Annotated in this window: 11 protein-coding genes and 1 other RNA gene; 2 read left to right on the top strand and 10 right to left on the bottom strand. The window is 71.0% G+C overall.

The annotated features are described in order from the left end of the window. Nucleotides 1-2: 2 nt before the first annotated feature. From G3I78_RS37980 to ftsE, 6 genes are all read right to left on the bottom strand, one after another. Entirely contained in the window at nucleotides 3-4,853 is a 4,851-nt protein-coding gene (locus tag G3I78_RS37980) for a ricin-type beta-trefoil lectin domain protein (RefSeq protein ID WP_239158311.1), read from the bottom strand. Between the two features lie 268 nt (nucleotides 4,854-5,121). Next, nucleotides 5,122-5,508, bottom strand: a transfer-messenger RNA (tmRNA) gene (gene ssrA, locus G3I78_RS37975). 112 nt (nucleotides 5,509-5,620) lie between these two features. Then, nucleotides 5,621-6,163, bottom strand: a complete 543-nt coding sequence (gene smpB / locus G3I78_RS37970) for an SsrA-binding protein SmpB (RefSeq protein WP_164433528.1) — start codon at nucleotides 6,161-6,163, stop codon at nucleotides 5,621-5,623. A 143-nt stretch (nucleotides 6,164-6,306) separates the two neighbouring features. Then, nucleotides 6,307-7,482, bottom strand: coding sequence for a S41 family peptidase (locus G3I78_RS37965; protein ID WP_203616064.1), 1,176 nt, complete (start codon nucleotides 7,480-7,482; stop codon nucleotides 6,307-6,309). A gap of 68 nt (nucleotides 7,483-7,550) precedes the next feature. Beyond that, on the bottom strand, nucleotides 7,551-8,468 hold the full coding sequence (ftsX, locus tag G3I78_RS37960; protein WP_164433346.1) for a permease-like cell division protein FtsX: 918 nt from the start codon (nucleotides 8,466-8,468) through the stop codon (nucleotides 7,551-7,553). Between the two features lie 43 nt (nucleotides 8,469-8,511). After that, entirely contained in the window at nucleotides 8,512-9,201 is a 690-nt protein-coding gene (gene ftsE, locus G3I78_RS37955) for a cell division ATP-binding protein FtsE (protein WP_164433344.1), read from the bottom strand. Between the two features lie 235 nt (nucleotides 9,202-9,436). Between ftsE and G3I78_RS37950 the strand changes: the two genes are divergently transcribed. After that, nucleotides 9,437-9,628: a hypothetical protein gene (locus G3I78_RS37950; RefSeq protein ID WP_164433342.1), complete on the top strand. Its 192-nt coding sequence runs from the start codon at nucleotides 9,437-9,439 to the stop codon at nucleotides 9,626-9,628. A gap of 132 nt (nucleotides 9,629-9,760) precedes the next feature. On the opposite strand, the gene G3I78_RS37945 is transcribed toward G3I78_RS37950, so the two are convergent. From G3I78_RS37945 to G3I78_RS37930, 4 genes are all read right to left on the bottom strand, one after another. Further along, entirely contained in the window at nucleotides 9,761-10,399 is a 639-nt protein-coding gene (locus G3I78_RS37945) for a hypothetical protein (RefSeq protein WP_164433340.1), read from the bottom strand. Nucleotides 10,400-10,688: 289 nt separating this feature from the next. Further along, nucleotides 10,689-11,792 carry a peptide chain release factor 2 gene (gene prfB, locus G3I78_RS37940; RefSeq protein WP_164433338.1) on the bottom strand — a complete coding sequence of 368 codons (1,104 nt, stop codon included), beginning with the start codon at nucleotides 11,790-11,792 and terminating at the stop codon, nucleotides 10,689-10,691. A 125-nt stretch (nucleotides 11,793-11,917) separates the two neighbouring features. Beyond that, the gene (locus G3I78_RS37935; protein WP_164433336.1) at nucleotides 11,918-13,171 is read right to left on the bottom strand and encodes a serine/threonine-protein kinase; all 1,254 of its coding nucleotides are present in this window, start codon (nucleotides 13,169-13,171) and stop codon (nucleotides 11,918-11,920) included. A gap of 105 nt (nucleotides 13,172-13,276) precedes the next feature. After that, nucleotides 13,277-14,986 carry a serine/threonine-protein kinase gene (locus tag G3I78_RS37930; protein ID WP_164433334.1) on the bottom strand — a complete coding sequence of 570 codons (1,710 nt, stop codon included), beginning with the start codon at nucleotides 14,984-14,986 and terminating at the stop codon, nucleotides 13,277-13,279. 308 nt (nucleotides 14,987-15,294) lie between these two features. Between G3I78_RS37930 and G3I78_RS52390 the strand changes: the two genes are divergently transcribed. Continuing rightward, nucleotides 15,295-16,560, top strand: a 1,266-nt coding sequence (locus G3I78_RS52390) for an FHA domain-containing protein (RefSeq protein WP_239158314.1), incomplete at its 3' end; no start/stop codon positions are given.

Here is a 16,560-nt window from a genome sequence, read left to right as displayed (position 1 = left end):
CCTCACGGTGTACCGCCTCCCGGGTTCTTCAGGGCGTACCGTCCCGCTTGCAAGCCGTCTTCCCACTGCTGGGCCGTGTACTGGTAGGCGTGGATGTTGTACGGCGTCTTCACCACCAGCACCCCCTTGGCCGCGTCGTAGACGACCTCCGATCCCTTCTTGGTGTCACGGTACGTGAACTTCCCGCGCCAGCTCGCGAGGTAGTCACCCAGCGCCTTCAGGTTGTGTCCGATGCCCGGGATCTCGTGGTCGAGGGAGTTCGCCGAACCGTCGTGCATCCGGCGGGCGTTGTAGTCGACACCGTCGGCGATGTCCGTGCCGTAGCGTGCCTCGATCTCGTCGTACAGATCGTTGGGGAGCGTGCCGTCGCAGTTGTGGACGAGAACCGGGGTGACTCCGGCGAGGACGTAGAAGGTGTGCAGGTCGGCGACGGTGAGGTCCCACACCGCGCTCGGCGCCGCCACGGTCCTGAGACCGGTCACGGCATCCGACGCACCGTCACGGGTGCGCAGCAGGTCACCGACGCGCAGTTCCTTCACGGTCGTCCAACCACTGCCCTGCACGTACACCCGGTGGCCCGGGGTGGTGAGCAGGCGCCCGCCGTCCGCGACGGTCAGCTCGACGAGTTCGTCGGCCCGGTGCGAGAAGGTCGCGGTGACGGGTGCCGACCGGGTGGTGCCGGTCTTCGGGTCGGTCGCCAGCAGCCGGTCGCCCTCGGCGATCGTGTCGATGGACCTGCGCGACCCGTCGGCCATCAGGACCTGCGTCCCCGCCGGGAAGCTGTTGGTCGGGCAGCCCGTGTTCTTGAGCTTCTCGGCCTCCTTCTTGCCGATACCGGCCAGGACGTCGTCCTCCAGGCCGGACTCCTTGAGGGCCTTCCAGGCGTCCGCGATGTCGTCTCCCGACTTGACCGCGAGCCTCAGCCGTACGAGGGGCTCGATCGCCTTCTCGAGGAGCTTGCCGGGGATGAAGTTGGACGCGGCCCAGGCACAGTCGCCCCAGCCGCCACCCGTACCGGTGAGCTTGTGGTAGCAGCCGGTGAAGTCACCGAAGAGCAGGTTCAGGCCCTGCTTGCGCAGGCTGTCGGCGATGCCCTGGTTGACCTCCAGGTTCGAGAGGTCACGGGTGATGTCCGCCGTGAGGTTCCGGAACGTCTTGGTGGTGAGGTACGTCGTGTCCGGTGCCGGGCAGCCGAACTTCTCCGGGTCCAGGTCCGCCGCGCACTCGTAGAAGGAGACGGTGGCGTCGAAGTGCACAGTGATGATCAGCGTGCAGCCGTTGGGCATGATGATGTCATCGCAGCCCTTGCTCTCCCGGCTGGTCTCGTGGGTGCTGTCGACCGTGTAGAACGTGTTACCGATGCCGGTTCCGGCTCCGCTCTTGATCTGGTCGTTGGCCCCCTTGTTCTCCGCCAGGGTCGCCGCCTGCTGCGCCGACTCCGCATACTTCTGCGCATCCTTCGCCGCCTGCTCCGCAGCAGTGGCCTCCGCGTCCGCCCGATCCGCTGCGGCCCGCGCGTCCTTGGCCGCCTGCTCGGCCTCCGCGGCGGCGGAACGGGCCGCCTCAGCGTCCAGGGCCGCCTGGTCGGCGGAGGCGCGGGCGTCGGCCGCGTAGCTTTCGGCGTGGTCGGCCGCCTGGTCGGCGGCGGCCGCGTCCTCGGTGGCCTGGCGGTCGTACTCCTTGGCGCGGGCCAGGGAGGCCTGGGCGTCGGCCGCGTACTGGGCGGCCTCGGCGGCGTAACCGAGTGCTTCCTTCGCCGACTTGCGGGCGTCGGCAGCGAAACCGGCGGCCTCGGCGGCCAGCGTGTACGCCGCCTTCGCGTCACCCGTCGCAGCGGCGGCGAGGCTCGCCGCCTGGGCCGCGTTCTTCTGGGCGTTGGCCGCGTGGGCCTCGGCGACCGCCCGCTGCTGCTCGGCGATCGTCTTCGACGACTGGCCCGCCAGGACGGCGAGGCCCGCCGCGGAGTCCGACGTCACGTACGGCGCGCCCAGCTGGATCGCGTCGTTGGCCGGGGCGGCGACCTGCTGGGCCGCGTTGCCGGCGTCCTCCGCCGCCTGGGCGGTGGTGTAGGCGTGCCCGGCGGCGTCGGCCGCGCCGGCGACCGCCTTGGCAGCCTCGGCCTTGGACGCGTCGGCCTGCTTCATGGCGTCGGCGGCGTGCGCCTCGGCCTCGTCGGCCAGCTTCACGGCCGTACGGGCGGCGGAGGCGGAGGCCTCGGACGCCTTGATGGCGTCGGCGGCGGCGCTGGTCGCCGTACGGACCGCGGCGTCCGCCCGCAGCTTGGCGGCCTGGGCCGCGTCCGCGTCGGAACGGGCCCGCTTGGCGGCGGCCTCCGCACGGGTGGCGGCGGCGTCCGCGTCGGCGGCCGCCTGGGTCGCCGCGTCCGCCTCGGAACGGGCCGACCTAGCGGCCGACTCCGCGTCATCGGCGGCCTTGTCCGCCTGGTCGGCGGCGGCGCGGGAGTCCTTCGCGTCGTCGTCCGAGTCATGGGCCTCGGCGTACGCGTCCTTGGCGTCGGCCTTGGCCCGGGCCGCGTTGGCCTGGCTCTCGGCGTCCCACGCGTCGTCCCGCTTGCCCTTGGCCCGGTCCCGGGCGCCCTCCGCGTCCTGGCGCTTGGCACGGGCGGTGGACTCGGCGCTCTCCGCGCGGCCCTTGGCCTCGGTGGCGGTCTGCGCGTAGCCCTGCGCGTTCTGCTTGTGCTGGGCAGCCTCGGCCTGCTTGGCGGCGGCGGTCTCCTTCTCCGCCTTCGCCGTCGCCGCCTCGGCCTCCGCGGCGAGCCGCTTGGCGTGCGCGTCGGCAGCCGCCGCCTTCGCATCGGCCTCGGCCTTCTGCGTCTCGGCGAGCTTGGCCTTCGCGAAGTCCCGCGCGTCCTTGGCGGTCTGCGCCTGTACGGCGGCCGCGTCGGCGGCGGCCTTCGCCTGGGCCCGCGCCTCGTTCGCGGCGGCGGTCCGGAAGGCGGCCTTCGACTGCGCGGCCTGCGTCAGCGCACGGGCCGCGATGGTGGCACTGTCCCCGGCGGCGGCACGGGTGGCCGCGTACGCGGTGTCACCGGCCTTGGCCAGGGCGTCGAGCGCGGCGGCCGACGCCTTGGTGACCTGCGCCTTCTGCTGCCCGACGAGCAGCCCGCGGCCCCGCGGGGCACCCGCCTTGTCCGCGATGCCGTACGACGCCGCCAGCGCGGTGTCCGACGCGGTGGCGGCCGTCTTCGCGGTCGCGGCCTGGGCCTTCAGCGCGTCGACCTGCTTCTTCGCCGCGGTCTGGGCGTCGGTCACGCCCTTGGCCGCCTTGTCGAACTGCGCCTTGGTCGGGTAGTCGAGGTCGTCGGTGCCGTTGTGGCCGGACGGGACGACGTCGAACTGCTGCGGGGCCTTGCCGGTGCAGTCCCACATACGGCCGTCACGGCTGTTGGTGTAGTCCGCGAGGTCCAGGCAGTTGGCGGTGCCCGGGTTGTACAGCCGCGAGGTGCCGTGCGTGCCGTACTCCCACTTCTGCGAGGCTCCGGTGCCGCAGGTGGAGATCTGCACGGCCGTACCGTTGGCGCTCGCCCCGCCCTTGACGGTCAGGCACTTGCCCGAGTTGGGGTTGACCAGGCGGTCGCCGGAGATCTGCCACTTCTGCCCGGCGCTGCCGTTGCAGGTGTAGATCTGCACGGGCGTGCCGTTGTCCTTCTTGCCGCCCGCCACGTCCAGGCACTTGTCGCTCGCCCCGTGGGCGTGCACGACGAACGGGCTGTCGCCGATCCAGCCGGGGCCGCCCGCGGACCAGTAGTCCTGCCAGCGGACCAGGTGGTCGGCCCGCCAGGACAGCCCGAGGAGTTCACCGAGCGCCTTGGAACCGGCGGCGAGCGCCTTGGTCGCGTTCTGGTTGGCCGTCAGGATCTGGTTGCGCGGCGCGGCCTGCGCGGCGATCTCCTGCTGCCACTCGGCGGACGCGGCGGCGACCTCCTTGCCGAGCACCTTGTTCGGGTCGACCGGGGTGCGCCAGGCACAGGAGGCGAACCGGGCCTTCAGGTCCTCCACCGCGATGCGGTACTCGACGCTGCCGGGCTCGGGCGCTGTGCGCGGGAAGCCGCCGTACGAGAGGAAGAGCCGGGCGTTGTCCGCGGCGGTCGGCTCCATCGACCAGTTCACCAGACCGTCGTAGGCCTGGTGTTCCTCGTACGCCTGGTTCCAGTTGGGCCCATTCGGGTCGGGGTCGCCGCCGTACAACGGGTCACCCAGGCTCTTGACCGCCTTTACCGTGGCGTCGTCCGCCTTCGGGGTCAGATCGCGGTAGAAATCACCCTCGCTCTTCCAGAACTGCTCCCAGATCCACTTGGAGATCCCGGTCTGCTGGAAGAAGTTCGGACGGTCGTCGCCGGACGTGCCGGGCGGCCACTCGAAATCGGCCTTCGACTGGAACCCACTCGGTGTGGGCAGGCCGGAGATCTCGAAGTCGCGGATGTGATCGTAGAGGGCGGTGCCCTCCTTGTCGGCGGCATCCTTGTCCTGCTGGAACGCCGTCGACAGCGGAGTCGTCTCCCAGTACTCCCGGTTCGCCGCGGTGTGCAGCTTGTCCGGCGTCTGGTTCAACCCGTTCTGCGCGACGCCGAACATGGCCGGCCCGCCCATCCGCAGCGTCTCGCCGAGCAGGCACTGATCCTGCCGAAGCTGCTCGGCGGCCTTGGCGTCGAACCCGTCGTAGCTGTCACCCGTGTCGGCGACAGAAGCCATGTCGTCGGCCGCGTACCGCCCCAGCAGATCCGGCTGTACGGCGATCCCGCCCAGCAGCGCCACAGCGACCGCCGATGTCAACAGCGGCGTGAGCAGCCCGGATCTCGCGCGGGCATGCGTGAAGAGCCGATATCTCGGCATGGTGTTCTGTCCTCCCCGTGGCGACGGCATCCCCAGGTCGCCCTAGACGCGCCCTGTGGCGGAGTGGTCGACTCCGTCCGGCGCGGCGTTTACCTTAGGCATACATGTCGGGTGCAGGACAAGAGTTTTCGGGGTTACATGTGGGCAAACTGTGAAGCCGTGAGGCGGCACAAGACAGGACACGGACCCCGGATTCGGACATGACGAAGGCCCCGCCGCTCGAAGCGACGGGGCCTTTGCCCACATGGGGTTGCCTCCCGGAAGAGGCGAGTGGAGATGGCGGGAATCGAACCCGCGTCCAACGGTGCAGAATCAGGGCTTCTCCGTGTGCAGTTCGCTGCGATTTTCTCGGCCCCGGTGATCACGCGAACAAGTCGCCGACGGGCCCAGCCACTGTTTGATTTCCCATCGCACCCCGTGACCGGGCGCGATGGTTTAGTCCCCTAGATTATGCCAGGGTCCGGGTCGGGAACATCCCCGGTCTGACACCCGTAAGGGCCTTCACTCACTGCTTATTAGGCAGCGAGGGCGAAGGCGCGGGAATCGCTCTTGGAATTGGCGATTATTGGTTGCGACATATGGTTTACGAGATCATTGCCGCTTCCTCGACACGCTTCCCCTGCTTCAACATCCGCTGTCGAAACCGATCATCCCCATGTTGATTTATCAAGCAACATCGACCACTGGCCGGTGTTGACTCCATCGTACGTGACCAGCGCACGCCGATGCCACCGTATTCCCGGCGGCCCGCAGACCTGCCGACCGCCCTACTGACCCCGCTGCTTCCGCTTCGCCGCCGCGATGGCCCGGTCCGACTCCCGCCGGTCCTGCTGCTCCCGCAGGGTCTGCCGCTTGTCGTACTCCTTCTTGCCGCGCGCGAGCGCGATCTCGGCCTTGGCCCGGCCGTCCTTGAAGTACAGGGCGAGAGGCACGATCGTGTGCCCCGTCTCCTGGGACTTCGCCTCCAGCTTGTCGATCTCCTCGCGGTGCAGCAGCAGCTTACGCTTGCGGCGCGCGGAGTGGTTGGTCCAACTGCCCTGGTGATACTCCGGGATGTGGGCGTTGTGCAGCCACGCCTCACCCCGGTCGATCTGGACGAAGCCGTCGGTCAGCGAGGTCCGGCCCTCCCGCAGCGACTTGACCTCGGTGCCCATGAGGACCAGGCCGGCCTCGTAGGTGTCGATGATCGCGTAGTCGTGCCGGGCCTTCTTGTTCTGGGCGACGATCTTACGCTTGCCGCCCTTCTCGCCGTCCCTGGCCTTCGCGGCCGCCCCACCCTGCTTCGGCTGGGACTCCTTCGGTACGTACATTCCCTTGCTCATAGTGCTGCCCATTTTCGCACCAGGGAGGGGGCCCGAGGCCAGCCCTTAATCGAACGGGAGGTGACCCACCTATAGGGGCGCGGGGAACTGCGCGACAAGCCCCCACCGGCCGGCAGCCGACAGCAGCCCGCTCAGTCGCTGTCTCCCAACCCTCCGAGCACCGTCTCGGCCTGCCGAAGAGCCCCGTCATCGGCCTCGAGATCCGGCGTGATCCCCCGCCCGTCGACCCCCCGCCCCGACGGAGTCCGATAGTGGCCCACGGTCAGCTCGGCCACCGCCCCGTCCGGCAGCCGCGTAGGCATCTGCACCGACCCCTTGCCGAACGTCCGCGACCCCACGACCACGGCCCGCCCCCGGTCCTGCAACGCCCCGGTCAGCAGCTCCGCCGCGCTCATCGTCCCGCCGTCCACCAGCACCACCAGCGCCCTGCCGGTGTCCCCGCCGGCCTCGGCGTGCAACGCCTGCTGCGAGCCCTCGACGTCGTAGGTCGCGACCAGTCCCCCGTCGAGGAAGACGGACGCGGTGGTGACGGCCTCGGTGACCAGCCCGCCGGAGTTGCCCCGGAGGTCGAGGACGATCCCGTCGTCGGCGGGGGCCTGCCGGACGGCGTCCCGCACTTCGTCGCCGACCCCCTTGGTGAACGAGTCGATCCCGATCACGGTGATCCCGCCGGCGACCTCCCGGACGGTGACCGAGTCCGTGGAGAGCCGCGCTCGCCGTACCGTCTCGGTCCACGCGTGTGTGCCGCGCTCCAGGCCCAGCCGGACGGCCGTACCGGCGGCCGCGTCCGTGGCGTCGCCGCGCAGTAAGGAGACCACCTCGGTGACCGGATGCCCGTCGACCCGCTCCCCGTCGACGCTGCGCAGCCGGTCGCCCTTGCGGATCCCGGCGGCGGCCGCGGGCGAGTCGGAGCTCACCTTGGTCACTTCGATACGGCCGTCCCGCTCGCGTCGCGCCCAGAGGCCGACGCCGGTGTACTCGCCGTCGAGGGCCTCCTCGAACTCCTCGTACTCGCCCCGGGAGTAGACGGCCCCCCAGCGGTCCCCGCTGCGGCTGACGGCACGCTCGGCGGCCTCCATGGGGGACTTGCCGTCGGCCATGGCCTCCTCGGCGGCCTTCGCCACGTCCTCGTGGGCGGCGGGGGCGGCCGAACGGGCCGATTCGGCCGGGGACTTCCGGTCGGTTCGCTCGGCCTCGGGGAAGGAGCCGGTCGCCGCGCCGGCCACCAGCACGCTCGCGAACACCAATGTCAGGGCGGCCCCGCGGCGGATGCGGCGGGGCGGACAGAACAGGTCTCGGCCTGACATGCCGGTGAGTCTAGGACAACGCAAGAGGGCCGCACGGCCGGTTGACCGTACGGCCCTCTTGGCGTGTGTCACACCTTCAGGTACTTGCGCAGCGCGAAGAACGCGGCCAACGCGGGCATCAGCACACTCGCGGCGAGGATCAGCGGAAGCTTCGTCAGTACGGCGTCCCAGCCCACGAAGTTGATCAGGTTGAGCTTGGTGGCCAGGGCCATGCCGTGGTCGACGGTGAAGTAGCGGCCGACCACCAGGAAGACACAGGCGAGCCCGCCGCCGATCGCGCCGGCGACGGCGGCCTCCATGATGAACGGCGCCTGGATGTAGAAGCCGGAGGCGCCCACCAGCCGCATGATCCCGGTCTCCCGCCGACGGCTGAACGCCGAGACCCGCACCGTGTTGACGATCAGCAACAGGGCGACGATCAGCATGAGCGCCATCACGCCGAGCGCGGCCCGGTTCATGAGGTTCAGCATGGTGAAGAGGTTGTCCAGGATGCCCTTCTGGTCCTGCACGGACTGCACGCCGTCACGGCCGTTGAAGGCGGTCGCGATGACCTGGTACTTCTCCGGGTCCTTCAGCTTGATCCGGTACGACTCCTGCATCTGGTCCGGCGTGAGGGAGGCGGCCAGCGGGGAGTCGCCGAACTGCTCCTTGTAGTGCTTGTACGCCTCGTCCTGGGACTCGTGGAGGACCGTCTCGACGACCGACATCTTCTTCAGGTCGGAGAGGATGTCCTTCTTCTGGTCGTCGGTGACCGCGCCCTTGGCGCAGTTGGGGTCCGACTCGGCGTCGCTCTTGTTGCAGAGGAAGATCGAGACGTTGACCTTGTCGTACCAGTAGCCCTTCATGGCACCGACCTGGTCGCTCATCAGGAGCGACCCGCCGAACAGGGCGAGCGACAGGGCGACGGAGACGATGACGGCGAACGTCATCGTCAGATTGCGACGGAGACCGACACCGATCTCGGAGAGTACGAACTGGGCGCGCATGGCGTCTTCTTCAGGCCTTTCCGGGGACTTCTTCGAACGGCGGTCAGTGCTGGTAGCCGTAGACGCCGCGGGCCTGGTCCCGGACGAGGCGGCCCTGCTCCAGCTCGATGACGCGCTTGCGCATCTGGTCCACGATGTTCTGGTCGTGCGTCGCCATCAGCACGGTGGTGCCCGTCCGGTTGATCCGGTCGAGCAGCTTCATGATGCCGACGGAGGTCTGCGGGTCGAGGTTGCCGGTGGGCTCGTCGGCGATCAGCAGCTTGGGCCGGTTCACGAAGGCCCGCGCGATGGCCACGCGCTGCTGCTCACCGCCGGACAGCTCGCCGGGCATCCGGTCCTCCTTGCCGCCGAGCCCGACGAGGTCGAGCACCTGCGGCACGGACTTGCGGATCTCGCCGCGCGACTTGCCGATGACCTCCTGGGCGAAGGCCACGTTCTCCGCGACCGTCTTGTTGGGCAGGAGCCGGAAGTCCTGGAAGACCGTCCCCAGCTGGCGGCGCATCTGCGGCACCTTCCAGTTGGAGAGGCGCGCGAGGTCCTTGCCCAGGACGTGCACCTGGCCCTGGCTGGTCCGCTCCTCGCGGAGCACCAGCCGCAGGAAGGTGGACTTTCCGGAGCCCGAGGACCCCACCAGGAACACGAACTCGCCCTTCTCCACTTCGAGGGAGACATCCCTGAGTGCGGGGCGGGTCTGCTTGGGGTAGACCTTGGATACGTTGTCGAATCGGATCACGGATGCACCACGGTAGGCCGGGGGTAGATGAGCGTGACCATACGCGAACCGGGTGCGGCGGCGCAGGCACTGGTTGGGGTTGCGCAACGGATGGGCGGTTTTGTGCCCACCTGGGACCCCGCCCTCCGACAGCGCACAGGCGGCGCCCAGGGGAACCTGGCACAGTAGATGAGGGAACGTTCTGCGACCCGGGAGCGTTCTTCCCTTGGAACCGTTGGCAAGGAGGGTGACGCGCATGACGTACGACCGCCTGGTGTGCGCGAACTGCGCGGCCCCCGTGAGCGAGGGCCGGTGCCCGGTCTGCCGGGCCAACCGCGAGCGGCTTCAGCAGGAGAACCTCTTCGCGGGCCTGAACCCGACGGCGCTGATCGCCCTGCTCGCGGTGCTGATCGCCGCCGTGGCGCTGCTGGCGCACCAGACCGCCTAGGCACTGTCCGGCGGACCGGACCGCCTGACCGGCGGCCGAAGACACCCGAAGGGCCCGGAGCGAGTTCGCTCCGGGCCCTTCGTCGTACGGCATGCGCACGCTGAGCAGACAGATGTCTACCGGGAGTCACCGTCAGGCGACAGCGCCACCACGGCCGCTCACGAGGCGCGGCAGGATGCGGAAGCCGATGCCACCGGCGATCATCGTCGCGGCACCGATCACCAGGAAGGTGGTCTGCGCGGCACCGGTCTCGGCGAGCTGCGCGCCACCCGTGCCCTGGGCCGCGGTGTCGGACGTGCCGGTCTCCGTGAGGGCCGAGGAGCCCTCCTCCTGGGTGGAGGGGTTGGAGCCGCCGTCGGGGTTGGTGTTGTTGCCGCCACCGGAGCCGCCGTTGCCGCCGCCGGTGCCCGGGTCGGTCGGGTCGTCGGTGGGCTCGGTCGGGTTCTCGGTGGGCTCGGTCGGGAGCGTCGGCTCCTCGGTGACCGGAGGCTCCTGAGTGGGCGGCTCCTCGGTCGGCGGCTCCTCAGTGGGAGGCTCCTCGGTGGGCGGCTCCTCCGTGTTGGGAGCGGTCGGGATGGTGCCGTCGCCCGGGTCGTCGGTCGGGTCGTCGTCGCCGAGGTTCGCGTTGACACTCAGGTCGATCGGACCGGCGTCCACGCCCACGCCGATGCCCGCCGCGGAAGCGGCGCCGGCGGCGGTCAGAGAGGCACCGGCCGCGATCACGGCACCGGCGGCTATCCGCGCGATCCGGATCCGCGTCTTCTTCGTCATGTGGTTGCTACCCCCAGTAGCTCATCGTCAATGAGGCGGCGCTCGGGGCCGTGATCGACGGGAGAAGGCAGCTAACTCAGGTCCCCCGGTTCACATGCGCCCCAGAGATACGCATGCCACGCTTTACCCTTCCCATTTTTCAAAGGATCGTCAAGGCCGTTGCGCGCGCGATGTCCGGGTAAGCGCTCTTTGCCGGGGAAAGCAGTCTGTGAGTGTGATGTAAAACCCAGACATAATGCAAACTGCCGCCCATCGGGCGGCAGTTGCGGGACTTGTCAAGTCGACAAAGTTACTTCTCCTGCTGCTTGCGCCAGCGAATACCGGCCTCCAGGAAGCCGTCGATCTCGCCGTTGAAGACGGCCTCGGGGTTGCCGACCTCGAACTCGGTGCGCAGGTCCTTGACCATCTGGTACGGGTGCAGGACGTACGACCGCATCTGGTTGCCCCAGGAGCTGCCGCCGTCCTTGAGGGCGTCCATCTTGGCCCGCTCCTCCTGGCGCTGACGCTCAAGGAGCTTCGCCTGGAGGACGTTCATCGCGGTCGCCTTGTTCTGGATCTGCGACCGCTCGTTCTGGCAGGAGACGACGATGCCGGTCGGGAGGTGGGTCAACCGCACCGCGGAGTCGGTGGTGTTGACGCCCTGACCGCCGGGCCCGGAGGACCGGTACACGTCGACCCGCAGCTCGGACTCGTCGATCTCGATGTGGTCGGTCTGCTCGACCACGGGCAGGATCTCGACGCCCGCGAAGGAGGTCTGGCGGCGGCCCTGGTTGTCGAAGGGCGAGATCCGCACGAGCCGGTGGGTGCCCTGCTCGACCGAGAGCGTCCCGTAGGCGTACGGCACCTGCACGGCGAAGGTGGTCGACTTGATGCCGGCCTCTTCCGCGTACGACGTCTCGTAGACCTCGGTCTTGTAGCCCTTCTGCTCCGCCCAGCGCAGGTACATCCGCTGGAGCTTCTCGGCGAAGTCGGCGGCGTCGACGCCACCGGCCTCGGCGCGGATGTTGACGAGCGCCTCACGGGAGTCGTACTCGCCGGAGAGGAGGGTGCGCACCTCCATCTCGTCGAGCGCCTTCTTGACGGAGGTGAGCTCCGACTCGGCCTCGGCGAGGGTGTCGGGGTCGTCCTCCTCCTGGGCCATCTCGAACAGCACAGCGAGATCGTCGATCCGGCTGCGCAGCGCGTCCGCCTTCCTGACCTCGGCCTGGAGGTGGGACAGCTTGCTGGTGATCTTCTGCGCCTCGTCCGGGTTGTCCCACAGGGACGGCGCGGCCGCCTGCTCCTCGAGCACGGCGATGTCTGCCCTCAGCTTGTCGAGGTCCAGAACGGCCTCGATCGACTCCATGGTCGAGGAGAGGGACTTGAGCTCTTCGGATACATCGACGACTGCCACGCCCTCCAGCCTAACGGCTGTCGGGCCGTAGAAACTCAGCCCCTCCGGCGTTTGAGGAGCGGGGGCCCGGGGGCCGGCCCCCGAAACGACGGTCACCCCCCACCGACCCGCACCCGCGCCCGCACTCACGGAGACGCAGGCGCCGAGTTCCCGCTCTCCCGGGGCGACGCCCCCGCGTCGTCCGACGTGGCCGCCCACACCCCGACCCCCGCCGCGGCCACCAGCACCAGTCCCGCGACCCCCACGACCAGCCTCCGCCGCCGCGTGGTGGCCCGGTGCCGGGCGGACCCCGGCCTCGGCGCCCCGGCGGGCCGCGGCACCCGTGCCGTCCCGCGCGCGCCCCCGGCCAGCTCGTCGGGCCCCGGCACCCTCATCGACGTATGCGTGTCCCGGTTGGAGTCGGCGGGCTTCGCCCCCGGCACCAGCGGCACGGCTCCCCGCCGCGCGGGCCGCCCGTAGGACGCCGGCTCCCCGGAAGAGGCCGCGGCCGGCTCCTCCCGGTCCTGCTCCTCCGCCTGCTCCGCGTCCGGCTCGTCCACGTCCAGCGGCGGCATCCCGGCCAGCAGCGGGAGCAGCTCCCGCAGCCGCGCGCCCAGCTCGGAGGCCCGCAGCCGGGAGGCCGGTGCCTTCGCCAGGCACTGCACGATCAGCTGCCACAGCTCGTCGGGGATCCCGGGGAGCGGGACCACCGTCTCGGTCACATGGCGCCGCAGCACCGCCCCCGGATGCCCGCCGCCGAACGGCGTGAACCCGGCCAGCAGTTCGTACAGCACGGTCGCCAGGGCGTAGATGTCCACCGACGCCCGGGGCGGCAGCCCCTCCACGATCTCCGGCGCCAGGTAGTCCGGGGTGCCGATGATCTTCGTGGCCCGGGTCCGCCGCGGCGAGTCGATGAGCTTCGCGACACCGAAGTCGGTCAGCAGCGCGGGGTGCGAGCCGCCGGGGCCCAGCGGACCCTGCATGTCCAGCAGGACGTTCTCCGGCTTGACGTCGCGGTGCACGACCCCGGCCGCGTGGGCCGCGGCCAGTCCGTCCGCGACGTCGGCGGCTATCGCCGCGGCCGCCTCGGGCGCGAGCCGCTTCTCGCGGTCGAGCCGGGTGCGCAGGTCGGTGCCCCGGACCAGGTCCATGACGAGCGCGAGGTCGTTGCCGTCGACCACGAGGTCCCGTACGGAGACCACGTGCGGGTGTTCGAGACCCAGCAGGGCGGTGCGCTCCTGGACGAAGCGGCCGACGAGCTCCTGGTCGGACGCGAGGTCCTCGCGCAGCAGCTTCACGGCGACGGGCCCCTCGGGTCCCTCACCCAGCCACACCGTGCCGGCGCTGCCCCGCCCCAGGATCTGGTTGGCGGTGTACCGGCTGCCGATCTTCCGTCCCAAGACTGCTCCTACAGACGCGTGTTGTCGCCAAAGCTACGCGCCGGAAGAGCCAACCTTCACCGCGGAGACGGAAATCACCCGCTGGGTGTCGACAAATCCCCAGACTTACTGCTGACCTGAGGAGTTTCCGCCCAGATCGCCGATCCAGCCGCTCACGGTGTCGATCATGTCGCCGAGCTGCTGCCAGTAGCTCTTGCCGGTGCCGATCCACTCCTGGAGCGGGCTCAGCTCCCAGATCAGCCAGCTGGCGACGAACAGGATGACGATCGTGAACAGGCACCCCTTGAGGCAGCCCAGACCCGGGATCTTCATCGGGTTGGCGCTGCGCTGCCGCGGCTGCCGGGGCTCACGCGCGGGCCGCTCGGGCTGCGGCGGCGGCGCGTACCGCTGGGGCTGCTGCTGAGGCTGCTGCTGCGGGGCGTACTGCTGGGGCTGCTGCTGACGGCCGTAGCCGCCCTGCTGCGGCCGCTGCTGCGGTCGTTGCTGGGGCCGCTGCTGCTGAGGCTGCTGCTGCGGCCGGGCCGCCTGTCGCTGCGGGCGGCGGCGCAGCGGGTCCTCGCTGGGGTCGAGGTACTGGACCTGCGTCTGTTCGTTGCGGTCACGGGCCGCGCGCAGCTGGTTCTGCCAGGGGTGCGGGTCCTCGGGGCCGCCGGACTGGTGCCCCTGCTGCCCGTACTGCCCCTGCCCCGGCTGCCCGGGCGGGACCGGCGGCATGACGGCGGTCGGGTCGGCCGCGCCGCGGTTCGTCGGGAGTACGGCGGTGGGGTCGGCGGCACCGACGGGGTTCCCGGCGCCGGTGTGCGGCAGGAAGCTGGTCGCGGCGTTCGGGTCGTAGGCACCGGCGCCGTGCGGCAGCACCTGCGTCGGGTCGGCGGCGCCGGGCGCCTCCGGTACGGCCGCGGGGGCCGGGTCGGGCAGCAGCAGCGCGCCGACGTTCTCCGCGGCGGCGATCTGCGCGGAGTTCGCGTGCACGCCGATGCCCTCGGCGACGACACGCAGCCCACGCGCGAGGTTCTCGGCGCTGGGGCGCCGCTCGGGGGTCTTGCTCAGGCAGCGCTCGATGATCGTCCACAGCGGGTCGGGGACCGTGGAGGGACGGCGCGGCTCGGCGCTCAGGTGCTGGTGGAGCACCTCCAGGGCGGAGCCGCCGGCGAACGGCGGGCGGCCGGTGACCAGTTCGTACAGCAGGATGCCGGCGCCGTAGATGTCGACCGCGGAGGTCTGCGGGCGGCCCTCGGCGGACTCGGGCGCGACGTACGCGGGCGTGCCGACGAACTCCTGGGTCCGGGTCAGGCCCGGGGAGTCCGCGAGCCGCGCGATGCCGAAGTCGGTCAGCAGCGGGTGCATCTGGCCGCCGTACTGCCTGAGCAGGACGTTCGCCGGCTTCAGGTCGCGGTGGACCACGCCGTCGGCATGGCTCGCGGCGAGCGCGTCGGCGATCTGGGCGGTGAGCAGGGCGGCGCCGACCGGGCTGAAGGGGCCGTTCTCGCGCAGGTAGCGGTGCAGGTCGGGGCCCTCGACGAGGTCCATGACCAGGGCGAGCAGATCGCCCTCCACGACCAGGTCGCGCACCCGGACGATGTTCGGGTGGGTCAGCCTGAGCAGGACGGACCGCTCGCGCAGAAACCGCATCACGATGTCCGGGTCGCTCGCGAGCTCCTCCTTGAGGACCTTGATCGCGACGGTCTCACCGGGCTGTCCGGCCACGGCGGCCTCGGCGCCCGCGGTCTCCCGCTGGCGGGCACGCCACACGGTCCCCGTGGCACCGCGTCCGAGCGGCTCCTCGAGGAAGTACTTGCTGCCTACCGGCCGCACGTCATGCACTCCCTGCTGCTTGCTGTCGTTCCGGACCACTGTAGTGCCGCCTCACAAAGCACTACGTATGCGTTCCCAAGCACGTTCGAAGGAAAGACGCTCCGTCCGGGTCTCCTGGTTGCCGGACGTTGACGTGACCGATCTCAAGTGATCGCCGGCGCTGCACTGGTCAGGCACTTTTGGGGGCAGAGCTGACCAATCAAGATCACTTGCCTCCAGGCGGCGGGCGCGTTGTCAGTGGCAGGTGCGAGGATGCCTCCAGTCAAGGACGACTCGACTTGTCCGCGCAGAAGGGACCGCTGACGGCGATGCAGATCCGGCTGACCGTCGTAGACCCGCTGGGCCCGCCCGACCGGGCCCGGGGCCGTGCCGCGAGTTGCGACGTGCTGGTGACGGCTCCCGTCGGCACCGCCCTGTCCGCGGTGGCGTCGGCGCTCGCCTCGGCGGTCTCCGGCAATGACGGTCCGGTCGTGCTGTACGCGGACGGCGAGCGGCTCGACGACCGCCGCGCCACCCTGGGCGAGCCCCCGCTGATCGACGGCGCGGTCCTCTCGCTGGGCGCCCCGGCCGCCCCGGAGCCGCACCCCGAGCTCGACGACGCCCCGACCCAGCTCCATGTGGTCGCGGGCCCGGACGCCGGCGGCGTCCATCTGTTGCACGGCGGCCAGATCCACATCGGCCGCTCCGCCGACGCCGACGTCCCGCTGGACGACCCCGACGTCTCCCGCCTGCACTGCGCGGTCACGGTCGCCGCCGACGGCCGCGTCTCGGTGGCCGACCTGGGCTCGACGAACGGCACGGCGCTCGACGGCACCCGCGTCGGCACCCGCCCGGTCCGCTTCCCCCCGGGCGCCCTCCTGCGCATCGGCGAGTCGGTCCTGCGCCTGGCCCCGAGCGGGGGCCCGCGGCTGGGCACGGAGCCGGACGGCGAGGGGCATGTGCGGGTGGCCCCCGGGGAGAGCGCGGGGCCGGAGAGCCCTGAAGCGGCAGCGCCGGGCACGGGCCCGGGGCGCGAGGTCTCCACCGGACGGGCCGCCTCCGGTTCAGCGGGGTCGACAGGGCCGGCAGGACTGGCGGGGGACGTACGCGCGCGTGACGAGCGGGACGGACCCGCGCGTGAGGACCGCGGCGGACCCGCGCGCGAGGAGCGTGGCCGAAGCGCCCCGCCCGCCGACCGGACCCATCACGCCTACGGCTCCGCCGGCTGGGGTGCCTCGGGCGGCGGCCCCGAAGGCGCCGGAGTACAGGGGCACGGCCCCGTCGAGCCGCCGGTCGTCGTGCCGGGGCAGGGCGGCGCACCGCGGATCGAGAACCGCGGCGGCACCCGGGACACCGCGGGCGCGGGCCCCGGTCCCGTCGGGGACACCCACGGCGGCCGGTCCGGCGTCGGCTCCTTCGACTCCGCCGAGGTGACCCGCACCACCGCCGCCCCCACGGCCCCCCAGGACACTGAGGTCGCTCAAGGCCGGCCCGAGCGGCCGACCGCTCTCCAACTCCCGCACCTGAACGGTCTGATCGGCGCTACCGCTGACCACGATGCGCCGGCCGTCCGAGAAGGCCGTCACCACCGAGTT

This window comes from Streptomyces sp. SID13726 (genome assembly GCF_010548375.1).
Classification (GTDB): domain Bacteria; phylum Actinomycetota; class Actinomycetes; order Streptomycetales; family Streptomycetaceae; genus Streptomyces.
The sequence above is the reverse complement of the archived record's forward strand: the minus strand, read 5'-3'. Positions and strand labels throughout refer to the sequence as shown.